This is a genomic window from Halomonas rhizosphaerae (assembly GCF_030010555.1).
In the GTDB taxonomy this organism is placed as follows: domain Bacteria; phylum Pseudomonadota; class Gammaproteobacteria; order Pseudomonadales; family Halomonadaceae; genus Halomonas; species Halomonas rhizosphaerae.
On record NZ_JASCQP010000027.1, the window covers coordinates 177,982 to 200,411 of the forward strand.

The 22,430-nt window shown below is 68.6% G+C and carries 22 protein-coding genes and 1 pseudogene; 13 read left to right on the forward strand and 10 right to left on the reverse strand.

Features of this window, described 5'->3' with window-relative positions:
• Positions 1-43 precede the first annotated feature (43 nt).
• Positions 44-1,555: a CoA-acylating methylmalonate-semialdehyde dehydrogenase gene (locus tag QLQ83_RS11605; protein WP_282735687.1), complete on the reverse strand. Its 1,512-nt coding sequence runs from the start codon at positions 1,553-1,555 to the stop codon at positions 44-46.
• Between the two features lie 178 nt (positions 1,556-1,733).
• On the opposite strand from QLQ83_RS11605, the gene QLQ83_RS11610 reads away from it, so the two are divergent.
• From QLQ83_RS11610 to QLQ83_RS11620, 3 genes are all read left to right on the forward strand, one after another.
• Positions 1,734-2,636, forward strand: coding sequence for a LysR family transcriptional regulator (locus tag QLQ83_RS11610; RefSeq protein WP_282735688.1), 903 nt, complete (start codon positions 1,734-1,736; stop codon positions 2,634-2,636).
• Between the two features lie 28 nt (positions 2,637-2,664).
• Entirely contained in the window at positions 2,665-3,447 is a 783-nt protein-coding gene (locus QLQ83_RS11615) for a TSUP family transporter (RefSeq protein ID WP_282735689.1), read from the forward strand.
• Between the two features lie 128 nt (positions 3,448-3,575).
• Entirely contained in the window at positions 3,576-4,097 is a 522-nt protein-coding gene (locus tag QLQ83_RS11620; protein WP_282735690.1) for a cytochrome b, read from the forward strand.
• Positions 4,098-4,206: 109 nt separating this feature from the next.
• Here the strand turns inward: QLQ83_RS11620 and QLQ83_RS11625 are convergent, their stop codons facing one another.
• Positions 4,207-4,680 (reverse strand): PepSY domain-containing protein, encoded by a 474-nt coding sequence (locus tag QLQ83_RS11625; protein ID WP_282735691.1) that lies wholly within the window; start codon positions 4,678-4,680, stop codon positions 4,207-4,209.
• A gap of 74 nt (positions 4,681-4,754) precedes the next feature.
• On the opposite strand from QLQ83_RS11625, the gene QLQ83_RS11630 reads away from it, so the two are divergent.
• The 3 genes from QLQ83_RS11630 to QLQ83_RS11640 are packed head-to-tail and all read left to right on the forward strand — an operon-like array spanning position 4,755 to position 7,164.
• Positions 4,755-5,147: a PepSY domain-containing protein gene (locus tag QLQ83_RS11630; protein WP_282735692.1), complete on the forward strand. Its 393-nt coding sequence runs from the start codon at positions 4,755-4,757 to the stop codon at positions 5,145-5,147.
• On the forward strand, positions 5,144-5,815 hold the full coding sequence (locus QLQ83_RS11635) for a response regulator transcription factor (protein ID WP_282735693.1): 672 nt from the start codon (positions 5,144-5,146) through the stop codon (positions 5,813-5,815). The genes QLQ83_RS11630 and QLQ83_RS11635 overlap by 4 nt, the downstream gene beginning before the upstream one ends.
• Positions 5,812-7,164, forward strand: coding sequence for a sensor histidine kinase (locus tag QLQ83_RS11640; RefSeq protein WP_282735694.1), 1,353 nt, complete (start codon positions 5,812-5,814; stop codon positions 7,162-7,164). Before QLQ83_RS11635 ends, QLQ83_RS11640 begins: the two co-directional genes overlap by 4 nt.
• A gap of 15 nt (positions 7,165-7,179) precedes the next feature.
• On the opposite strand, the gene QLQ83_RS11645 is transcribed toward QLQ83_RS11640, so the two are convergent.
• The 6 genes from QLQ83_RS11645 to QLQ83_RS11670 form a co-directional block, all read right to left on the reverse strand.
• Positions 7,180-8,109: a cation diffusion facilitator family transporter gene (locus QLQ83_RS11645; RefSeq protein WP_282735695.1), complete on the reverse strand. Its 930-nt coding sequence runs from the start codon at positions 8,107-8,109 to the stop codon at positions 7,180-7,182.
• A 37-nt stretch (positions 8,110-8,146) separates the two neighbouring features.
• Positions 8,147-8,935, reverse strand: coding sequence for an ABC transporter permease (locus QLQ83_RS11650; RefSeq protein ID WP_407650067.1), 789 nt, complete (start codon positions 8,933-8,935; stop codon positions 8,147-8,149).
• Positions 8,936-8,983: 48 nt separating this feature from the next.
• Positions 8,984-9,871 carry an ABC transporter permease gene (locus QLQ83_RS11655; protein WP_282735697.1) on the reverse strand — a complete coding sequence of 296 codons (888 nt, stop codon included), beginning with the start codon at positions 9,869-9,871 and terminating at the stop codon, positions 8,984-8,986.
• Positions 9,864-11,045: an ABC transporter ATP-binding protein gene (locus QLQ83_RS11660; RefSeq protein WP_326521406.1), complete on the reverse strand. Its 1,182-nt coding sequence runs from the start codon at positions 11,043-11,045 to the stop codon at positions 9,864-9,866. The genes QLQ83_RS11655 and QLQ83_RS11660 overlap by 8 nt, the downstream gene beginning before the upstream one ends.
• The gene (locus tag QLQ83_RS11665; protein ID WP_282735698.1) at positions 11,042-12,157 is read right to left on the reverse strand and encodes a substrate-binding domain-containing protein; all 1,116 of its coding nucleotides are present in this window, start codon (positions 12,155-12,157) and stop codon (positions 11,042-11,044) included. The genes QLQ83_RS11660 and QLQ83_RS11665 overlap by 4 nt, the downstream gene beginning before the upstream one ends.
• Positions 12,158-12,317: 160 nt before the next feature.
• Positions 12,318-12,884: an NnrU family protein gene (locus tag QLQ83_RS11670; RefSeq protein WP_282735699.1), complete on the reverse strand. Its 567-nt coding sequence runs from the start codon at positions 12,882-12,884 to the stop codon at positions 12,318-12,320.
• Positions 12,885-13,012: 128 nt separating this feature from the next.
• Here QLQ83_RS11670 and QLQ83_RS11675 point away from each other — a divergent pair.
• A pseudogene (locus QLQ83_RS11675) lies at positions 13,013-14,956 on the forward strand (alkaline phosphatase D family protein).
• 143 nt (positions 14,957-15,099) lie between these two features.
• Here QLQ83_RS11675 and QLQ83_RS11680 read toward each other — a convergent pair.
• Together QLQ83_RS11680 and QLQ83_RS11685 are read right to left on the reverse strand one after the other, a co-directional pair.
• Entirely contained in the window at positions 15,100-15,663 is a 564-nt protein-coding gene (locus tag QLQ83_RS11680; protein ID WP_282735700.1) for a type 1 glutamine amidotransferase domain-containing protein, read from the reverse strand.
• Between the two features lie 127 nt (positions 15,664-15,790).
• Complete coding sequence (locus QLQ83_RS11685; protein ID WP_282735701.1) at positions 15,791-16,261, reverse strand: phosphatidylglycerophosphatase A family protein; 471 nt, start codon at positions 16,259-16,261, stop codon at positions 15,791-15,793.
• Between the two features lie 180 nt (positions 16,262-16,441).
• Here QLQ83_RS11685 and QLQ83_RS11690 point away from each other — a divergent pair, with 180 nt between their 5' ends.
• The 6 genes from QLQ83_RS11690 to QLQ83_RS11715 all read left to right on the forward strand — a co-directional run bounded on the left by QLQ83_RS11690 (position 16,442) and on the right by QLQ83_RS11715 (position 21,873).
• A complete protein-coding gene (locus QLQ83_RS11690; RefSeq protein WP_282735702.1) occupies positions 16,442-17,020 on the forward strand; it encodes a gamma-glutamylcyclotransferase in 579 nt (192 codons plus the stop codon).
• Between the two features lie 38 nt (positions 17,021-17,058).
• Entirely contained in the window at positions 17,059-18,312 is a 1,254-nt protein-coding gene (locus QLQ83_RS11695; protein WP_282735703.1) for a threonine ammonia-lyase, read from the forward strand.
• 117 nt (positions 18,313-18,429) lie between these two features.
• Positions 18,430-20,148 carry an isocitrate/isopropylmalate family dehydrogenase gene (locus QLQ83_RS11700; protein WP_282735790.1) on the forward strand — a complete coding sequence of 573 codons (1,719 nt, stop codon included), beginning with the start codon at positions 18,430-18,432 and terminating at the stop codon, positions 20,146-20,148.
• 1 nt (position 20,149) lies between these two features.
• On the forward strand, positions 20,150-20,365 hold the full coding sequence (locus tag QLQ83_RS11705; protein WP_282735704.1) for a hypothetical protein: 216 nt from the start codon (positions 20,150-20,152) through the stop codon (positions 20,363-20,365).
• Positions 20,362-21,117: a phosphatase PAP2 family protein gene (locus QLQ83_RS11710; RefSeq protein WP_282735705.1), complete on the forward strand. Its 756-nt coding sequence runs from the start codon at positions 20,362-20,364 to the stop codon at positions 21,115-21,117. Before QLQ83_RS11705 ends, QLQ83_RS11710 begins: the two co-directional genes overlap by 4 nt.
• Positions 21,118-21,318: 201 nt before the next feature.
• Entirely contained in the window at positions 21,319-21,873 is a 555-nt protein-coding gene (locus tag QLQ83_RS11715) for a hypothetical protein (protein WP_282735706.1), read from the forward strand.
• Positions 21,874-22,430: the final 557 nt, after the last annotated feature.

A 22,430-nucleotide genomic window follows, 5' to 3' on the forward strand; every position in this document is an offset into this window, starting at 1 on the left:
ACGTCGTCCCCGGCGCCTCTCGCTCATTCAATGATCGGCAGCCTTACTTGTGGGTCGGCATGGCGAACTCGGAGCCGCCATGTATGGAATCCGACCAGCGCTGCATGATCGACTTCTGCTTGGTGTAGAAGCGCACTCCCTCCTCGCCGTAGGCGTGGGTGTCGCCGAACAGCGAGCGCTTCCAGCCACCGAAGCCGTGCCAGGCCATGGGCACCGGGATCGGCACGTTGATGCCGACCATGCCCACCTGGATGCGCCGGCCAAACTCTCGGGCCACGCTGCCGCTCTCGGTGAAGCAGCTCACGCCGTTGCCGAACTCGTGGTCGTTGATCAGCTGGATGGCGGTGGCGATGTCGGGCACCCGCACGCAGGCCAGCACCGGGCCGAAGATCTCCTCCTGGTAGATGGTCATCTCCGGGGTGACGTGGTCGAACAGCGAGCCGCCCATCCAGAAGCCCTCGGCGCAGTCGTCGCCGGTCGCGGCGGCATCGAAGTCACGGCCATCGACGACCAGCTCGGCACCCTCGCTCACGCCCTTCTCGATATAGCCGGTGATGCGCTGGTGCGCCTGGGCGGTGACGATCGGGCCCATCTCGGCATCCAGCTCCAGGCCATTCTTGACCTTGAGCGCGCGCGCCCGCTCGGCCAGGCGCGGCACGAGCTCGTCGGCCACGTCGCCCACCAGCACCGCCACGCTGATCGCCATGCAGCGCTCGCCGGCACTGCCGTAGGCGGCGCCGATCAGCGCATCCACGGCCTTGTCGAGGTCGGCATCGGGCATCACCACCATGTGGTTCTTGGCGCCGCCCAGGGCCTGGACGCGCTTGCCGTGGCGGGCACCCCGCTCGTAGATCAGGTTGGCGATCGGCGTGGAGCCGACGAAGGAGAGCGCCTTGACGTCGGGGTGGTCAAGGAGCGCCTCCACGGAATCCTTGTCGCCCTGCACCACGTTGAAGACACCATCCGGCAGCCCCGCCTGCTTGAGCAGGTCGGCGATCAGCAGCGAGGCGCTGGGGTCCAGCGGGCTCGGCTTGAGGATGAAGGTGTTGCCGGCGGCGATGGCGATGGGGAACATCCACATCGGCACCATGACCGGGAAGTTGAAGGGAGTGATGCCGGCGACAACGCCCAGCGGCTGGCGCAGGGTCCAGTTGTCGATGCCGGTGCTGACCTGCTCGGTGTAGTCGCCCTTGAGCAGCTGCGGGATGCCGCAGGCGAACTCGACGACGTCGATGCCGCGCGCCACCTCGCCCTGGGCATCGGTGAACACCTTGCCATGCTCCAGGGTGATCGCCCGCGCCAGGTCATCCTTGTGCTCGCCCAGCAGCTGGAGGAACTTGAACATCACCCGGGCGCGACGGATCGGCGGGGTATCGGCCCAGGCCGGGAAGGCGGCCTTGGCGGCGTCCACCGCCGTGGCCACATCGGCCTGGGAGGCCAGGGCCACCTGGCCGGTCACCTGGCCGGTGGCCGGGTTGGTCACGGCCTGGTGCTGGCCGGATTCGCCGGCTGACATTTGCCCGTTGATATAATGCGGGATGCTGGCTGTGCTCATGGCGGTCTCGTCTCGTCGTTGTCGGAATCGGGGATGGACGTCCGTTGTCGGGGAGGGGGAGTAACAGAAGTGCCCCCATTGGCGCCTAGACTAGCCCTATCGCCATCAGGATCAATTGAGTAATTCAAAATCAGCGTATAAATTTGGCTGATATCACTCCACCCAAGGAAGCGACACCATGCAGGACCTCCAGACCCTGCGTGCCTTCGTCACCGTGGCTAGGGAAGGCAGCGTCTCGCGTGCCGCCGAGCGCCTGCACCTGACCCAGCCCGCGGTGAGCCTGAAGCTCAAGCAGTTCCAGGCGAGCCTTGGCCTCGCGCTGTTCCAGCGCCGCCCCCAGGGGCTGGAGCTCACCGCCGACGGCCGAGCGCTGCTGCCCGCCGCCGAGAAGGCGCTGGCGGCCATGGCCGCCTTCGAGCAGAACGCCCGGGCCCTGCACAGCACGCTGCGTGGCCGGCTCAAGATCGGCACCATCGTCGACCCGGAGTTCATCCGCCTGGGGGCCTTCCTGCGTCGCCTGGTGGAGCGGGCCCCGCAGCTCGAGACCGAGCTGCACCACGGCATGAGCGGCACCGTGCTGGAGTGGGTGCGGCGCGGCGAGCTGGACGTCGGCTTCTTCCTGGCGCCGCCCGGCGAGGGGCCGGGCGACCCGGAAATCGCCCATTGCGAACTCACCCACTTCGACTACCACGTGATCGCCCCGGCCGGCTGGGGCAGCCGTCTGGCCGGCGCCGACTGGCCCCGGCTCGCCACCCTGCCGTGGATCACCACGCCCGAGAATTCCGCCCATTACCGCCTCCTGCACGGCGTGCTCGACCCGCTGAGCATCGTGCCCAACGGCGTGGCCCAGGTGGACCAGGAGGCCTGCATGCTCGACCTGGTGCGCGCCGGCGTGGGCCTCAGCCTGGCCCGCGATGCGCTTGCCATGGCCGAGCGCCAGGAGCGCGGCCTGGTGGTCGCCGAAGGCGTGCGCCTGCCCTGCGCGCTCAGCTTCGTCTGGCGCCGCGACCGCGGCGAGGAGGCGGTGATCGCCGAGGCGCTGGAGGTACTCACCGGCGTCTGGGGCGCACTGCCGCCATGACACCTCCACACGGGAAAGGAGCGCCCTGATGGCCGACCTCGAGATCCCCCAGCTTGTCCTGATCGGGCTGATCTTCGTCTGGAGCGGGTTCGTGCGCACCAGCCTGGGCTTCGGCGGCGCCGTGCTGTCGCTGCCCTTCCTGCTGCTCGTGCTCGACGAGCCGCTGGTCTTCCTGCCGATCATCGCCGTGCACCTGCTGATTTTCTCCAGCTGGATCGCCTGGCGCGGCCACCGGCAGCTGGTGGCCGACAACGCCGGCCAGGCGCCGACCGAGGGCAATATCGACTGGGGCTACCTGCTCAGGGCGATGAAGGTGATGATCATCCCCAAGCTGATCGGGGTGGTCGGCCTGCTGACCCTGCCGGGCAACGTCCTGACCAACATCATCTTCGTGATCGTGATGGTCTATGCCGTCGGCTACCTGCTCGACAGGCCCTTTCGCAGCCGCAACCGGGTGGTGGACGCGGTGCTGCTGGCGCTGGGCGGTTACGTCAGCGGTACCTCGCTGATCGGCGCCCCGCTGATCGTCGCGGTCTTCGCCACCCACGTCGCCGCCCACCAGCTGCGCGATACCCTCTTCGTGCTGTGGTTCATCCTTGTGCTGATCAAGATGGTCTCCTTCGTGATCGCCGGCGTCGACCTGCAGCTCATCCACCACCTGTGGCTGTTGCCCTGCGCCCTGGCCGGCCACCTGCTCGGCGAACGTGCCCACCAGCACATGCTCGCCAGCCGCACCAACCTCTACTTCCGGGTGCTCGGCGGGGTGCTCATCCTGGTCAGCGTGATGGGGCTCTACGGCTCGGCGGGCTGAGCCACAGGGAAGAAACCGTCGGGAGCGCGGCTGCGCCACATGAATGCCGGATGAACGGGACGTTAAGGCTGCTGCAAGGCGAGGAGGTGTAAGACGGATCACGTACCCACCAACGAGGAGTGATCCTGATGAACTGGCTCGATACCGAACGCCGCTACGGCCCCGTCTCCCGCGCCCTCCACTGGTCCATGGCCCTGCTGGTCCTGCTGATGCTGGGCAGCGACTGGTGGATGGAGGACTTCGAGGCCCTCGGCGAGGCCACCGCGATGGACCTGCACCAGAGTATCGGGATGGCGCTGCTGGCCCTGCTCGCCTTCCGCCTGGCCTGGCGCGCCGTCAACCGCGGCCGTCCGGCCCCGCCCGCCCACTGGCGTCTGGCCGCGCGGCTCGGCCATCTGGCCCTCTATGCCCTGCTGCTGATCATCCCGCTCAGCGGCCTGCTCGCGGCCTGGGGCAGCGGCGAGGGCGTGACCCTCTTCGGAGCCCCGCTGATCGCGGCGGGAACCGAGATCGAGTGGCTCGAGGAGGCCTTCGAGGAGACCCACGAGCTGCTCGCCAATCTGCTGTGGTTCGTCATCGCCGGCCATGTGCTCGCCGCACTGGCCCACCAGTGGTGGCTCGGCGAACGCAGCCTGCAGCGCATGACCTGAACCGCGCCCGCACGAAAGGGCCCGGCGCGAAGCTGTCGCGCCGGGCCCTCTTCATGACGGGCTTCATGCCGGGTGGGGGAATCGCCGGGGCAAGGCCCCGGCGATGGGCTCAGTCGCGCTCCACCTCGCTCGTGCCCTCCTCGCCCTGGCGACTCCTGACCTCGAGCTCGCGGCCCTCGCCATCGCGACCCTCGACCTCGACGCGGCCGTCACGGTCGACCTGGATCTCCTCGAACTCGGCCAGCCCCTCGGCCACCGCGGCCTCCATGGCCAGGCGCACCTCGTCCTCGTTCATCCCCCAGGCGCCACCCTCGCGACGCTTGCGCTCCTCCTCGAGGGACTCGCCGGTCTCCAGCGACAGCCGGACCTCGGCCTGCCACTCGTCGTCGAGCCAGCCCTCGATCTCCACGCTGTCATCGTCCTTTACCTCGATCTCCCCGAAGTAGGTGAAGCCGAAGGCGCTGGCCTGGGCCAGGATGTCGTCGAGGCGCTCCGCCGGCAGGCGGCTCTCCTCTGCCTGGGCCAGGCTGGCAGCGGCCATCAGGCTGGCCAGGGTACCGGCCAGGATCATCTTGCGTTTCATGGGTCATACCTCCGTTCATGGGTGCCACCCCGTTATATCGCCCCCGACCTTGCCACAGGGTGACGAGGCCATTCATGCTGCATTCATGTTCGCCCTGGCACCCTGTGGCCATGATGAATCGTTACCTGCTTCCAAGCCTGCGCCTGCCGGCGCTGGCCGCCCTCCTCGCCCTGCTGGCCGCCTCCCCCGCGCCGGCAGATGAGGGGTGGCACGACCTCCACGAGGCGGTGCGCGAAGGGAGGATCGTGCCCCTGCCCGATATCCTCGACTGGCTGGAGGCCCGCTATGTGGGCCAGGTACTGGAGGTGGAACTCGAGCGTGACGACGGCCGGATGACCTACGAGGTCGAGATGCTCGGCCCCCAGGGCCAGGTGGTGGAGTTCGAGTTCGATGCCGCCAGTGGCCAGCTGATCGGCATGGAGGGGGTGAACATCAACGGGATGCGACGCGAGGATGGCGCGGAATGAAGGTGCTGCTGGTGGAGGATGACCGCGCGCTGGCCGAGGCGCTGAGCGAGGCCCTGGGGGACGCCGGCGTGCTGCTGGAGACCGCCACCGCCGGTGGCGAGGCGGACTTCCTGGTGCGCACCGAGGCCTACGACGCGGTGATCCTCGATCTGGGCCTGCCCGACGGCGACGGCAGCCGCTGGCTCGCCCAGTGGCGCGAGGACGCCATCGACACCCCGGTGCTGGTACTCACCGCCCGCACCCGCTGGGCCGACAAGGCCGCCGGCTTCTCGGCCGGGGCCGATGACTACGTCACCAAGCCCTTCGAGACCGCCGAAGTGCTGTTCCGGTTGCGCGCCCTGGTGCGGCGCAGCCACGGCCACGCCCACCCGGTGCTGAGGATCGGCGAGCTCTCCTTCGACACCCACACCGGCAGCGTCACCCTGGCCGGCCGCCCGGTGAGCCTGACCGCCCAGGAGTCGCGTCTGCTCGCCTACCTGGCCCACGCCGCGCCCCGCGTGGTGAGCCGCAGCGAGCTCGCCGAGCACGTCTACGACCGCGACCACGAGCCGGACTCCAACGTCATCGACGTCCAGATCAGCCGGCTGCGCCGCAAGCTGGGCGCCGCGCGCATCCAGACCCACCGTGGCCAGGGGTATCGCCTGGCCGGAGGCGACGAGGCGCCATGAGTCGACTGCGGCAGCTGTCGCTGGCCAGTCGCCTGCTGCTGGCGTCCCTGCTGACCCTCACGATCGCCCTGCCGCTGGCCGCCACGGGACTCTCCCACTACTTCCGCACGACCGCGACGGGCGCCTTCGACGAGCGCCTGGAAGCCCTGCTCAACGTGGTCGTCGCCGGCCTCGCCTGGGAGCCGACGGAGCAGCGGCTGGTCCATGAACGCTCGCTGGGCGATCCGCGCTTCGAGCAGGTGCTCTCCGGCTGGTACTGGCAGATCAGCGACGGCGACGAGCGGGTGCTGACCTCCCGCTCGCTGTGGGACCAGCGCCTGCCGGTGCGCTCCCACCGCCAGGTGATGATCCGTGACCTGGCAGGCCCGCGCGGGACGCCGCTGCGCGTCATCGAGCGCGATATCCGCCTGGCACCGCTGGACGGTCCGCTGCACGTCAGCGTGGCCGTCTCCCGGGAAACGCTGGACGCGGGGCTCGCCCGCTTTACCCGGCTGGTCACGCTCTTCCTGGTCGGCCTGGGGCTGCTGCTGCTGGCCACCCTGGCCCTGCAGGTCCGCTGGGGCCTGGCCCCGCTGCGCCGGATACAGGCCGACCTGCAGCAGGTGGAGAACGGCGAGGCCGAGCGCCTCGATACCCGCCTGTCGCCGGAGCTGGCCCGCCTCGCCCGGGCCATGAACGGGGTACTGGACCGCGACCGACGACTGATGACCCATGCGCGCCACGCCGCCGGCAACCTGGCGCATGCGCTGAAGACCCCGGTGAGCGTGCTGACCACCTTGGCCGACGGGATCGAGGAGCCGCGGCGCACACGCATCCGTGACGAGCTGGCGCGCATCGATGCGGCGGTACGCCACCACCTGGCCCGCGCCTCGGCCGCCGGGGACGCCGGCCTGGCTCCCCGGGTCGACGCCGGCGAGGTGCTCACCCCCATCCTCGCGGGGCTTGGCCGCCTGGCCGAGCGACGCGGCATCACCCTCCACCACGACCTGCCGGCCGGGATGCGCGTGCGCATGGAGGCCCAGGACCTGCAGGAGCTGGTCGGCAACCTGCTGGACAATGCCCTGCGCTGGGCCGAGGGACGGGTCGAGATGCGCGGCGGCAGCGATGCCGGAGGGAGCTGGCTGGAGGTCGAGGATGACGGGCCAGGCATGGACGAGGCCCAGCGCCAGGCCGCGCTGGCCCGCGGTGCCCGGCTCGACGAACAGCGCCCGGGCAGCGGCCTGGGCCTGGCCATCGTCGCCGACCTGGTGAAGCTCAACGGCGGCCGGCTGGAGCTCGCGCGCTCGCGCCTCGGCGGCCTGGCGGTGCGCGTCTGGCTGCCCGACCGTCCCTTCCAGACCGCCGACTGACGCGGCGAGCGCGCCTCAGCCCTGGCGGTCCTCGCCGGGTTCGGGCTCGTCGGCGCAGTGGTGCCGACTCTCCAGCTGGATGGTGGCATGGTCCAGGCCATAGCGCTCCACCAGCAGGGTCCGGATCGCCACCAGCGCAGCCTGGCGGTCCTCGCCCTCATCGATGGCCGCATGCAGCGACACCAGGTGCCGCCCCGGCGTCAGCGACCAGACATGCACGTGATGCACGTTGCAGACCGCCTCCAGCTGCTCGGGAATCTCGCGGCGCAGGGTCGCCGCGTCCAGGTCGTTCGGGGCGCCTTCCAGCAGGATATGGCCGGACTCCCGGGTCAGCTTCCAGGCGCTGCGCAGGATCAGCATCGCCACCAGCACCGAGAGCAGCGGGTCGATGGGCATCCAGCCGGTGGCCAGTATCACCAGGGCGGCGACGATGGCCGCCACCGAGCCCAGAAGATCGCCCAGCACGTGCAGCGCCGCGCCGCGGATGTTGAGGTTGTCGCGGTCGCCGAAGTGCAGGATGGCGAACACCACCACGTTGACCAGAAGTCCCAGGGCGGCGATCACCAGCATGGGGGTGCCCATCACCTCCACCGGCGAGAGCAGCCGGCGGATCGCCTCGATGAGGATCCACACCACGATGGCGATCAGCGTCAGGCCGTTGACGAAGGCGGCCAGGATCTGCACCCGGTGGTAGCCGAAGCTGCGTTTCTCGTCGGCCGGGCGGCGGCTGATGCGCGCGGCGAACCAGGCCAGCGCCAGGGCGGCGGTGTCGGTGAGCATGTGGCCGGCATCGGCGAGCAGCGCCAGCGAGCCGGAGAGGATGCCGCCCACCACCTCGGCGACCATGAAGCCGCCGGTGAGCAGGATCGCCCAGAACAGCCGGCGCTGGCTGTCCTGCCCGGTGTGGAGAGTGGTGTGACGCGCGTGGTCGTGGTCGTGAGCCATGAGCCCTCCCTTGCCAGGCCCCAGCATAGCGCAGCGGTTAAACTCCCTTCACGCTTCTCGCCGCCTCGCGGCGCCGCTTGACCTCGTAGGCCACGGCCAGCAGCACGGTGACCAGTATCAGGATCAGTCCCAGGGCGTTGACCGCCGGCGTGAGGCCGGTACGCACCTTGGAGGCGATGTAGACCGTCAGGGTGGTGTCGTAGCCCACCACGAACAGGGAGGTGTTGTAGTTCTCGAAGGACTGCAGGAAGGCGATCACCGCCGCCGAGAGGATCGCCGGCCTGAGGTAGGGCAGCAGGATGCGCCGGAACATCTGCCACTGGCTGGCGCCCAGGTCCAGGGCGGCCCGCTCCATGGTGCGATCGAAGCGCTGCAGCCGCGCGGTGACCATCAGCATCACGTAGGCGGCGATGAAGGTGGCCTGGCCGAGCACGGTGAGGAAGATGCCCCCGCCGACCCCGAGCTGGCGCCAGAAGATCAGCGTGGAGATGCCGATGATCACCCCCGGGGTGAGCAGCGGCGAGAGGATCAGCGCATAGAGGAAGGGCTTGGCGCGGCTCTGCACCGTATTGAGGAACAGCGCCGTGGCGATGCCGATGGGCACCGCCAGGCAGAGCACCCCGACGGCGACGATGGCGCTGTTGCCCAGCGCCTGCCACATGCCGCCGTCGGCGGCGAGCTCGCCGAACCACTTCAGGGTGGTGCCGTCCCAGGGCGTCACCGTGGGGAAGCGGCTGTCGTTGAAGGTGGCCGCGGCCATCACCAGCAGCGGCAGGAAGAGGTAGGCGAAGAACACCACCACATAGAAGCGCAGGCCCAGGGCCATCAGTCGCTGTGCGCTCACGCCCGCTCCCCCGTCACTTGGCCCAGTTCCTCATTTGGCAATGTCCCCCAGGCCCACCTTGAACACCTTCATGACCAGCGACATGAAGCCGATGCACAGCACCAGCAGCAGGAAGGCGTAGGCCGCCCCCTGGTTCCAGTTGCCACCCTCGAAGAACCAGTTGTAGATGATCTGGGTGAACCAGCGGCTGCCGGGCGAGCCGAGCAGCGCCGGCACCGCATAGCTGCCCGCCGCCAGCATGAAGGTCATGATGCAGCCCGTGGCAATCCCCGGCTTGGCATGGGGAATGACGATGCGCCGATGGGTGCGCACCGTCCCCGCCCCCAGGTCTCGCGCCGCGCGCACCTGGTTGTCGTCGAGGCTCTCGATGGCGTTGTAGACCGGAAAGACCATGAACAGGATATAGGCGTAGACCATGCCCACCATGACCCCGCCGTCGCCGCTGAGAAAGCGGATCGGCCGGTCGATCAGCCCCAGCATCATCAGCACCTCGTTGAGCGGCCCGCGGAAGGCGAGGATGATGAACCACGAATAGGTACGCAGGATCTCGTTGATCCAGAAGGGAATGATCAGCAGCAGGATGCACAGCGCCGCCTGCCGCGGGGTAGCCACCTTGGCCAGGTACCAGGCCAGCGGATAGCTCACGCCAAGCGTCAGCAGGGTCACCAGCACGCTGGACCACAGCGTCTTGAAGAAGATCGCCCGGTGGATGTCGTTGGCGAACAGGGTAGCGTAGTTGGCCAGCGTCCAGCCGTCCTGCGGCCCGCCCTGCTGGGCCGGCAGCAGGTTGGGGCGCAGCGAGTAATCGATCATCTGCAGCTGCGGCAGGGTCACCATCACGATCAGCCAGATGCCCAGCAGGCCGAGGATCGCCATGGCCAGGGGGCTGCCGAAGCGCGCGGCGAGCTGCCTAAACATGGCCGGCCTCCACCACCTCGCCGGTCGCCTCGTCGACCCGGGGGCTGCCATCCTCGGGCAGCACCACCGCATCGTCGGGTTCATAGCCAAATCTCATGCGACGCCCGGCGACCAGGGCATCCGTGTACTGCCGGGATATCTCATGGCCCAGCTGCACCCTGAGCATCTCGCCGGAGGCATCGAGCCTCGCCTCCAGCACCACCCAGGCGCCCTCGAAGTGCACCGCCTCCAGGGTGGCCGCAAGGATCGGGCCCACGGCCCCCTCCTCGACCGGGCGCAGGTGCTCGGGACGGATGTAGAGCGCCGCCCGGTCGCCGCCCTCCAGCCGGGACGACGCCGCGACACGGCCGGCCAGCTCGCCCAGCACTCCGCCGTCCAGGCGTACCCGCTCGCCCTGGCGCTGGATCAGGGTCGTCCGAAGCCGGTTGTTCTCGCCGACGAAGGCCGCCACGAAGCCGGTGGCCGGCGAACGGTAAAGGGTCACGGGGTCGGCCACCTGCTGGATGCGCCCCGCCGACATCACCGCCACCCGGTCGGACATGGTCAGCGCCTCGCCCTGGTCGTGGGTGATATAGATGAAGGTGATGCCGGTCTTGCGCTGGATCGCCTTGAGCTCGGCGCGCATGTGCTGGCGCAGCTTGAGGTCCAGCGCCGAGAGCGGTTCGTCGAGCAGCAGCACCCGCGGCTCCACGGCCAGCGCCCGGGCGATGGCCACCCGCTGCTTCTGGCCGCCGGAGAGCTCACCGATCCGCTTCGGCCCGCTGCCCTCCAGGGCCACCAGCGCCAGCAGCCGCTCGGAGGCCTCGCGGCGCGCCTTGCGGTCGACCCCGCGCACCTCCAGGCCGAACTCGATGTTCTCGAACACCGTCATCAGCGGGAAGAGCGCCAGGTTCTGGAAGATCATCGCCGTGGGACGGCGGTTCACCGGCACCCCGGCCATGGGTTCGCCGCCGATCAGCACCTGCCCCTCGCTGGGGGTCAGAAAGCCGCTGATCATGTTGAGCAGGGTGGTCTTGCCGCAGCCCGAGGGCCCGAGGAAGCTGAAGAACTCCCCCGAGCCGATCTCGAGCGTCGTCTTGTCGATGGCGGTGAAGTCGCCGAAGCGCATCACCACCTCCTCCAGGCGGACGCTGCCGTCCATGGTCACCTCGGGGCCGGGGTCACGCGATGTCATGCGGAGAGGTAGCGGTCCTGGTACTCGTTGCGCAGCGCCACGTACCAGGGCTCCTGGATCGGCCACCACCAGAGGTTGGCCAGGTCCTCCTCGGTGTAGGAGTCGGTGAAGAAGTTGCGCGTCGCCTCGGGCAGCAGCTCGGTGGCGCCCTTGGAGGTGGAGTTGTAGCCGGTGGCCTCGACGAACATGGCGCCCGCCTCGGGGGTGTAGTACCAGTTGATCAGCTCGTAGACGGCGTCCGGGTTGCGGGCGTTGCGCGGGATCACGAAGCCCTCCATCCACGCCAGCGCCCCCTCCTTCGGCGCCCCGTAGGCGATCTCCTCGCCCTCCTGCTGCAGGCGGAAGGCGGTGGAGTCCCAGGTCTGGCCGATGATCGCGCCATTGGTGCGGAAGGCGGCCTGGGCCTCGTTCTCGGTGTTCCAGAACTGCACCAGCAGCTCCTTGTGCTTGACCGCCTCCTCGAGGATGACGTCGAAGTTGGCGCGCATCGCCTCCTCGCTCTGGTAGGAGTCGAGCAGCGGGTGCGGCAGCCGGCCCTCGCGCTCCAGCCACAGGCCGATGCCGACCAGCGCCGAGTGGCCGCGCACCGTGACGCCCTGGCCATGCTCGGGGTTCCACAGGTCGGCATAGCTCAGGTTGGCGCGGTCGACGTCGGCGAAGCGGCGGTGCCAGGTGATCGCCTCGGTGCCCCAGTCGCTGGGCGCGAAATAGCGCTTGCCGTCCACCACCCCGCCGGTCTCGGAGCCCTCGATGGCGCTGTCCAGGGCGCCGCTCCAGTTGATGCGCGACTCGTCCAGCGGCTGGATCAGGTCGTAGTCGAGATAGCCGGGCACTCGATCCACGGTCGGCATGATGACGTCGAAGCCCTCGCCGTCGCTGGCACGCAGGGAGTTCATCAGTTCGTCGTTGGTGCCGTAGGGAGTGAAGGTGGCCTTGATCCCGGTCTTCTCGGTGAAGTCCGCCAGCATCCGGTCATTGAAGTAGCCCGCCCAGGCATAGATGCGCAGCGTCTGCTCCTGCGCCAGCACCGTGTTGACATAGAAGGACGGCACGCTGGCCACGGCCCCGGCGGCCAGGCTGCCCTTGAGGAAACGGCGACGTGTGATCGACATGACGAACTCTCCATGGTGGCTGGGACGCACCCCGTTATCGCGCGGCGATGTGACGACGGCATGACCCGCCGATGACGGTTCAGTGCCGACTCAATCAGCGTAGCACCATATAGGGAAAGGCCCAGCCGCCGGTTCAGGGGCCCGGTTCGTCGGGGCGGGATCACATCACCGGCACGCCGGTGACCCAGACATGCAGGTGGAAGGCGAAGAGGTAGTAGGCCACCAGGCCGATCACCACGGTCGCGACGGTACCGACCATGCCCGGGGCGGCGCTATCGGGCCGGGGCCGACGACGGGCCGCACGGAAGTCGAACACGGCCCACAGCACGAAGGCCCCGAAGAAGACGATGTCGCCCAGCCGGCCGTTGGCCAGCAGGTGGGCGAAGGCCCACAGCTTCACGGCGATGATCATCGGGTGGCCCAGCCTGGCCTTGAGATGGTTGCCGGGCACATAGGCCGCCACCAGCAGCACGAAGGCGGGAATCATCAGCAGTGAGACGGCATGGCGCAGGCCCACCGGGGGCTGCCACACCCATACCGGGTCCAGGCGCATCTGGCCATAGCCCCAGATCGCCAGGGCCAGGCCGATGATCGAGACCACCGAATAGGCCGCCTTCCAGGGCAGCTCGCCCATGCGCTGGATCTGGGCGGTTCGCCAGTCGTCGGCGACGATGCGCACCGAGTGCACACCGAGAAAGATCAACAGGCCGAGCAGCATCACGGTCATGGTGGAAGTCTCCATCAGGGGGTAGGGGAAGGTAAAAGGTGGAACGAAACCGCCGCCAGCCTAGTCTGTTGACCTGTTCACGACCAGTGCCGTCGACCGCCACGGCACCCTCGACGCAAAGGATTGCCATGTCACGAGACACCGCTCCCCTGCCCGAGGTGCTCGCCGGCCCCCTCCTGCGGCGCCTGAGCGCGGAGCGCCTGGTGATCTGGCTGGTGGGCTCGCGCCCCCTCGACCTCGGCCTGATGCTGCACCCGGCCGGACATCCGCCGCGCCGCCTGACCCTCAACGAACGCCGCCTGCAGCGCCTGCCGCTGGGCCGGCATGCCTGGCTGCACCTGATCGACGTGGCCCTTGACACCCCTCTGCCCCGCGTCGTGCGCATCGACTACGACCTGAAGATCACCCCGGTCGGGGAGGACAGCGGGGACGACAGCGGCATCGCCGACTGGGCCCCCCATCTGCTGCACGAGGGCGCCACGCACCCTTGCTTCGTGCTGGCCGACAGCCACCGCCGACTGCTCCATGGCTCCTGCCGCCGGCCCCACCATGACGGTTCCGACGGCCTGGTGCGCACCGATGCCTGGCTGGCCGAGCGCCGGGAGGCGCCCGAGGCCTGGCCCGCCTGGCTGCTGATGACCGGGGACCAGGTCTATGCCGACGACGTCGCCGGCCCCCTGCTGGTCGCCATCCATGCGCTGATCCGCCGCCTGGGCCTCTTCGACGAGACCCTGGAGGGCGCCACCGTGGCCGACAGCCAGGCGCTCTATACGGACACCGCCACCTACTACCGGCGAGAGGCGCTGCTGCCGGACGTCAAGAGCAGTGAGGACCTGCGCGAGCGCTTCTTCGGCGGCGTGCGCAAGCCGGTCTTCACCTCGGCCAACGCCCAAAACCACCTGATGAGCTTCGCCGAGGTCATCGCCATGTACCTGCTGGTCTGGTCGCCGGTGCCCTGGCGGCTGGTCGAGATGACCGAACCGACGCTGGACGAGAAGGACGCGGCACGCTTCGGCGAGCAGCGAGCGGTCATCGCACGCTTCGCCGAGGGGCTGCCCGCCGCCGCCCGGGTGATGGCCCACCTGCCCACGCTGATGATCTTCGACGACCACGACATCACCGACGACTGGAACCTCACGGCGGACTGGGAGCGCACCGCCTACGGGCACCCCTTCTCGCGACGCATCATCGGCAACGCCCTGCTGGCCTACCTGCTCTGCCAGGGCTGGGGCAACGACCCGGACCGCCTGGCCTAGCCGCTGGCGGAGGTCACTGAGCTGCTGGCGTCGGCAGCCAGCCGGGAGGGCTGGCTGCCTGCCGGGGAGCAGGACGCCGTCATCGAGCGGTTGCTGCGCTTCCAGGGCTGGGAGGTGGAGGTCGAGGGGGAGCCGAAGCTGGTGATCCTGGATACCCGCACCCGACGCTGGCGCAGCGAACGCAGCCCGAAACGCCCCTCCGGCCTGATGGACTGGGAGGCGCTCTCGGAACTGCAGCAGCAGATCCTCGGCGCCACGTCGGTGGTGATCGTCTCGCCGGCGCCGATGTTCGGCGTCAAGCTGATCGAGACCATCCAGCGGCTCTTCACCCTGGCCGGCAGGCCGCTGCTGGTCGATGCCGAGAACTGGATGGCCCACCGCGGCGCGGCCAGCGTGATGCTCAACATCTTCCGCCACTCGCGCTCGCCGGGGCACTACGTGATCCTCTCCGGCGACGTGCACTACTCCTTCGCCTACGACATCCACCTCCGCCAGCGCCGCGAGGGGCCCCGGATCTGGCAGGTCACCTCCAGTGGCATCAAGAACGCCTTTCCCGATACCCTGCTCGACTGGCTCGATCGCCTCAACCGCTGGCTCTATGCCCCGCGCTCGCCGCTCAACTGGCTCACCCAGCGCCGGCGCATGGTGATCAAGCCGCGAGACCCGGACCGCGCCAAGGCCGGCGAGCGGCTGTGGAACGGCGCCGGCATCGGCCTGGTGGAGCTCGACGACCAGGGCCGGCCGAGCGACATCCGCCATCTCGATGCCCGCGGCTTCGACGTGGTGTTTCCATTGCCGGCGGCCCCGGGCGACTGAGGCTCCGGCAAGTACCGAACAGCGGGCGCAATAGCCTGACAGCACAACGCCTGTCCCGTGAAGGACAGGCGTTGTGCGGCTCACGGCGTTGCTCGCTGACCGCGGCCGAACCCGTGAGGTCTCTTACGTACAGGGTCGCCGTCTCAAGACGCCTGACCGGCATGTCGACCCTCGTGGATCTCCTCGACCATCTTGTGGCAGAAGGCATCCAGGTCCTTCGGTGTGCGGCTGGTGACCAGGCCGTTGTCGACGACGACCCGCTCGTCGATCCAGCGCGCCCCGGCGTTCTCGAGATCCTTCCTCACCGAGGGATAGGAGGTCAGGGTCCGCCCTTCGACGACCTCGGCATTGATCAGGATCCAGGGGGCATGGCAGATGGCACCCACCGGCTTGCCGGCCTCGAAGAAGTGCCGAACGAAGCTCAGCGCACGTTCGTCCTGTCGCAGGGCATCCGGATTGAAGAGGCCACCGGGCAACACCAGGGCGTGGTAGTCGGTGGAGTTGGCCTCATCGAGGGACCTGTCGACCTCGTAGGTCTCGCCCCAGTCGCTCTCGGCCCAGGCGCGAATACCCTTGGCCTCGGGAGAGACCACGTCCACCGTGATCCCTTGGGCATCGAGCTTGGCCTTGGGCACGGCCAGTTCCGACTCTTCGAAACCATGGGTGGCCAGGATGGCAACGCGCTTGCCGTCGAGCTGTTGGCTCATGGTGATCTCCTTGCTGTCGGGTAATCGACTGACCCGCATGGACGGGCCAGGTGACACACCCCAGGACCTCGGGGTACCGGCCAGCGAGCACAAGCCCCGGCGTCGTAACGAAATGCATCCCCCTGTATCAGGCAGGCCGGCGACGACGCCACAGGAACAGGCCGGCGGCCACCACCAGCCAGCTCATGGCCGCCGCCACGGTGTCGTCGAGCACGATGCCCACGCCCCCGGGCACCGCCTCGGCCAGGCTCACCGGCGGCGGCTTGGTGGCATCGAGAAGCCGGTAGACCACGAAGGCCCCGGCCAGGGCCGCGGGGTGTCGCGCCGCCGACTGGCCCAGCACCGCCACCGGGAAGGCGACGATCTCGTCGAGCACGATGCGCCCGTCATCCTTGAGGCCCAGCTCCTCCGCGGCCAGGTGGCAGATTGGCACGGCCGCCACCAGCAGCGCAGCCACCAGGGCGAGTTGCAGGCGGCGGGAGCGGCCCAGCAGCCACCAGGCGAGCGGCAGCCCCAGCAGCGACCCGACGGTGCCCGAGGCCCAGGGCGAGAGTCCCGTGCCGAGGCCGGTGGCCAGCCACATCAGTGCGTTCTCCATGTTCCCTGCCCCCTGCGCGATGGATGGCGCGGCGTGCTCCGTGACGCCCCGCCCGCGGCCGGTATCGGCCGAGCAGCCGCCAAGATACCCGCCGGCCCGACGGACGTCGATGGCGACCGAACCGGCCGCGACCCGCCTCCACCCTTCGACATTCGCTGCCGGGCGACGCATCATTCGGGGATGACCCTCGACACGACCCACCGCAACCGGCAGATGACCCACTTCGACGGCCACCACGAGATCTGGCTGTTCGGCTACGGCTCGCTGATCTGGAAGGCCGACTTCCCCTTCCTGGAGCGCCGCCCGGCCTATATCCACGGCTGGGTGCGCCGCTTCTGGCAGGGCTCCCACGACCACCGCGGCACCCCCGAGTCGCCGGGTCGCGTGGTCACCCTGGTGCGCGAGCCCGGCGCGACCTGCCACGGCATGGCCTACCGCATCACCCCCGAGGTGCTCGGCCCGCTCGACGTACGCGAGAAGAACGGCTATCTGCGCGAGGTGACCCGGCTGCACTTCGACGACGGTGCCACGCCTTCGAGCGCCGACGGGCTGGTGTATCTCGCCACCGAGGACAACGCCGCCTTCCTCGGCGACGCCCCGCTGGACGCCATCGCCGAGCAGATTGCCGTGGCCCACGGCCCCAGCGGCCCCAACCGCGACTACCTGGTCAACCTGGCCCAGGCCCTGAGCGAACTCGGCGTGGATGATCCCCACGTGTTCGCCCTGGCAGCGCGCCTGCCCCACCCGGCAGACGCCTGATGCCCCGACACCACCTCGACAACGGAGACGACCCTCCCATGAGCGTGACCCTCGACGACGTCCGACAGGCCGCCACCCGCCTTCAGGGAAGCGTGGAGCGCACCGCCTGCCTGCACTCCACCACCCTCTCGCAGCTCACCGGCTGCGAGCTCTACATCAAGTTCGAGAACCACCAGTTCACCGCTTCCTTCAAGGAACGCGGCGCCCTCAACCACCTGCTCTCGCTCAGCCCCGAGGAGCGCGCCCGGGGCGTGATCGCCATGTCGGCGGGCAACCACGCCCAGGCGGTGGCCTATCACGCCAAGCGGCTGGGCATCCACGCCACCATCGTCATGCCCCGCCACACCCCCAACCTCAAGGTGCGCAACACCCGCAACTTCGGGGCCGAGGTGCACCTGGAGGGCAACGGGGTCGACGAGGCCGGGGCCTATGCGCGGCGCCTGGCCGAGGAGCGCCACCTGGTCTTCGTGCACCCCTACGACGACGAGCGGATCATCGCCGGGCAGGGCACCATCGCCCTGGAGATGCTCGAGGAGGTCCCCGACCTGGAGTGCCTGGTGATCCCCATCGGTGGCGGCGGCCTGATCAGCGGCAACGCCATGGCGGCCAAGGCGCTGAAGCCCGATATCGAGGTGATCGGCGTGCAGACCAAGCGCTTCCCCGCCATGAAGCAGGCGCTGGCCGGCGACGAGATTCATTGCGGCCTGGCCACCCTGGCCGAGGGCATCGCCGTGAAGCAGCCCGGTGAGTTGACCCGGGAGATCGTCCGCGAGCTGGTCAGCGACATCGTGCTGGTGGACGAGCCCGAGATCGAGCGCGCCATCCTGATGCTGCTGGAGATCGAGAAGAGCGTCGCCGAGGGCGCCGGCGCCGCGGGGCTCGCCGCCCTGCTGACCGACCCGACGCGCTACCGCGGCCGCAGGGTGGGGCTGGTGCTGTGCGGCGGCAACATCGACATGCTGGCGCTCTCCTCGGTGATCCAGCGCGGCCTGGTGCGCTCGGGGCGCATCGTGCGGGTGCGGGTCGGCATCCCCGACGTGCCCGGCTCGCTGGCCGAGCTTACCCGCCTGCTCGCCGAGCAGCGCGCCAACGTCATCCAGATCGCCCACCAGCGCACCTTCACCGACCTCTCGCTGCGCGCCACCGAGGTCGAGGCCACCCTCGAGACGCTGGGCAGCGATCACACCCGCGAGGTGATCGCCGCGCTGCGCGCCGAGGGCTACGACCCGGTGCTACCCGCCAACGAGGTGCACCCGGACGAGCGCTGGGCCACCGACCCCGAGGGGCACTGACCTGCACCTTGGCCGCATGGCGCAGGGCCGGTGGCAGGCGTACCCTGTGCGCATTTGATCATCGCAACGGTTTCCATCATCTCAACAAGGGATAGAGTGATGAGCAGCAAGTTGAAAGTGACAGCCCCCCTGGTCATCCTGCATGGCGACGAGATGGCGCAGGTGGCCTTCGAGCGGATCCTCGACACCTTCGTGACCTCCCCGCTGGACATCGAGCTGGTGGAGATCGACCTGACCGCGGAGAACCGCCTGGTCACCAACGGCCAGGCGGTGATCGATGCCATCGAGGCGCTCAAGCGCCACGGGGTGGGCGTGAAGAACGCCGGCATGACGGTCAACCGCGCCCAGCTGGGCGAGCTGCTGTCCGCCCATCCCGAGCTCGACGGCACCAGCCTGCACCCGCTGGCCACCAAGTCGCCCAACGGCGCCATCCGCAAGGGCATCGGCGGGAATATCACCCGCGAGGACATCCAGTTCCGCAACCTGCAGTTCAACAAGCCGGAGTGGGTCGGCCGCGACATCGAGGTCGACACCATGGCGACCGGCGGCAGCAAGGACAGCTACAACGAGCTCTCCCGTGCCACCGGCATCGTCAAGCTGATGTTCGTCGGTGCCAGCGGTGACCCGGTGGAGCTGCACCGCCGCGAGGTCAAGAAGGGTGACCCCTGGCTGCTCGCCACCAACGACATCGACGAGATCAAGGCCTGGGCGCACCGCTTCTTTCAGCGCGCCATCGACGAGAAGCGCGACATCTACCTCGGCCTCAAGGACACCGTGATCGCCGGCTACGACGGCGTGATGCGCGCCGCCATCGAGGGCATCTACGAGAGCGACTACCGCGCGCAGGTCGAGGCACTGGGGCTCGCCTACCACTACGAGCTGATCGACGCCCAGGCCGCGCGCATCGTCGCCAACCCGCCCGAGCGGGCCCTGTGGGGCGTGCCGGACAACACCACCGGCCGCAAGCTCTACAAGCTGGTCGAGCAGCTCAAGGTGCACGGCATCCCCACCCGCAAGGCACACGTCTCGCTGTCGCGGATGAGCGCCGGCGGCGGCGACCAGTACGGCAGCTACAACGCCCCCGCCACGGAGGACGGCATCCTCAAGGTGATCGTCGACGGCGACGAGAAGCATGCGCGCCACGTCAAGCAGGGCGACCCCATCCTGCTGATGTCCAACGACCACGAGGCCATCAAGGACTGGGTCACCCAGGTATTCCGCGACGCCTCGCGCAAGCAGAAGGAGGTCTACTTCGGCCTCAAGCGCGAGTACATGGACTACGACGAGGTGTTCAGCACCGTGATCACCGACGTGCGCCGCGAACTGGCCCAGGCCGACACCCCGCCGCCGTCGTTCATGATCATGCGGCCCTCCAGCCAGCTCATCAAGATGATCACCGACCCGCCGCGCAACGCCCTCTACCCGGCGCAGAACCTCGACGGCGACATCTTCTCGGACATCTCCGCGGCGCTCGGCGGCAGCCTGGCCACCGCCAGCTCGATCATCGAGAGCAAGAGCGGCACCATGCTCTTCGAGGCGCCCCACGGCACCGCCCACGACCTCTACCTGAAGTACCTGGAGAGCGACGGCAAGGAGGCGCACTTCAACTCTTCGGCGCTGATCTTCGCCGTGGCCAATGCCCTGGAGACCCTCGGCGAGCGCGAGGACAACGCGGCCCTGGTCGACTACGCCACGCGCCTCAAGGCCGCGCTGATCGATACCGTCGCCGACGGCATCATCACCGGCGACCTCAAGGGCAAGACCACCGACCCCGCCTCGGAGACCGTCGTCGACATGCAGGGCTTTCTCGACGCCGTAGCAAGCCGCCTGGGCTGAGATGGTCGCCGCCGAGGAGCAGCCCGACGAGTGCGTGCCGAGCGAGTGGCGCATCACGGAAGGCCACGACGAGGCGGCCATCGCGGCGGCACAGGCAGAGCGCGAGGCGAGGGGACTCGACGCCGAGCACGGGGTTCTCGTTGGCGATCCGGCGAGCCAGCTCGTGCAAGCCCGCCATCCGGCAACAGGAGAATTCACGGCAGTGGAGTTGCTATGAAACGCTTCGAGAGGACCGAACGGGTGGGACGCCAAGGCCTTTCCAAGCTGGCTCGACTCGCCCGCTACGAGTTCGGGGCGCTACTGTGCGTCCTGGTCCTGTTCGGCGGGGTCTGGGGGTTCGTCGAGCTGGCCGATGAAGTCTCCGAGGGTGACACCCAGAGCATCGATGAGACCCTGCTGCTCTCGCTGCGCAACCCTGCCGATCACACCGACCCGCTCGGCCCGGGCTGGCTGGAGGAGCTGGGGCGGGACTTTACTGCGCTCGGCGGTGTCGGCGTGCTGGTGCTGGTCTCGCTGGGCGCCCTGGGCTACCTGTTACTCGCCCGACGCTATCGCGCGGCGCTCTTGGCCGCGGTCGCGGTGCCGGGCGGCATACTGCTCAGCACCATGATGAAGGTCGGCTTCGATCGCCCTCGGCCCGACCTTGTTCCTCATGACTCCATCGTCTACACCGCAAGCTTTCCCAGCGGCCATGCGATGATGTCTGCCGTGACCTACCTCACCCTTGCCGCCCTGCTCGTCCGCGTACAGCCCGAGCTGAGGCTGAAGGCTTACATCCTGGTGCTGGCGATACTGCTCACCCTGCTGGTGGGCATGAGCCGTGTCTACCTCGGCGTCCACTGGCCGACGGATGTCCTTGCCGGGTGGACGGCCGGGGCCGCCTGGGCGGCGTTGTGCTGGCTCGCGATGCGCTGGATGCAGCGCCGCGGGCAGGTGGAGACAGAGGAGAACGGGTCAGGCACCCAATAGCGTAACCGCCGGCCTAACCCTGTCGGGTTCGCGCCGTTCTGGTGGCGCTTCGCCAGGCAGGTCCTGAGGCAAGTACCCTCCCCTTCTCGTTGGCAGCGGCCCTGGCATGGCGGATTGCGACGACGATGGTCAGATAGTCGAGGAGCGGGCATCGCGCTTCGACTAGGCTTGTCGCATTGGCTCCAGGAAAAGGCTAGCGTCATGCACTCACTCAGCCCCAAGGGACTCGCAATCGTCGACGAACTCGCCGAGCGTCACGATTTCAGTCACGACGCTATTGCGCACATGGTGTCGGCCGTGGCCGACGGCAATGGCCAGATGGCGATGTTTTCACATCCCGAGTTCGGCGGCCCCGGCCAATGGATGCAGGGTGGCATGCTGATGCTGAGCGACCCCGTCAACCATGCCTTGAAAGCCCGCGTGGATGCGCTGTGCCACGAGATAGGTGAGATACTTGCCCGACAGCCGGGTCGGCTCGTCGCGGTAGAGAACACAGCCTGGTGGCCGGCGGAACTCGGTACACCCGACGCCACCGGCGAACAGAACGGTTTGCGCTATGCCTACTTTGCGCAGGCTCGACGCCTCGTCGTGCAGACCGACAATATCATCCGGGTCTATGACACCCTCGACCATCGCATCGGTGGCCTTGCCCAGCAGCAGGGAAGGCGGAGCCGATTCACGGTGACCAGCCAGCACGGGGAGGTCGACCTCGCGAGCCTGCCGGTCATATCCACCGGCAGGCAGCCGCCGAGTTAGAGCACGAAGCCACTACCCACGAAGCAACTACCGGTTTGCAGGGACGAAATGCGGCATCAATGGGCTCGGCAGCCCCAACTCCAGGCCGTCGCGAAAGTGGGTAATGCGCAACGAACACAGGCCCGTTCGGGCCATGCCGGGCGGGGCTGACGCGCGTTACCCGCGAGAGGGCCGGTGCTCAGATCACCCCGCAGTTCTGCAGCGTCAGCGCCACCAGCAGCAATACCCCCAGGCCGATCACCTTGCCGGTGGTCCCCTTCTTGCCCTGTTTCCTGTCCATCGCCTCCGTCCTCTCGCTCTGCGGTCCGGCATTTCGGACATCTCCACATGCCCGCCCGACCAGGCGTTCCTGCCTGATGATAGCGCATCGCGCGTTTCACGCCCCGCCTCGTCTGCCCCTGCCTGACGGCCTCTCGTCTTCGCGATCTCGCCTTCTTCCTACTGGCCACCCGTCCGGCTTCATGCTGCACCAGACGAAAAAAGCAGCAATGCACCCTGCCTTTATCCTAAGAATCAGATAAAACATCCAAACGAGTCGAGAATATTGCTAGAATCCC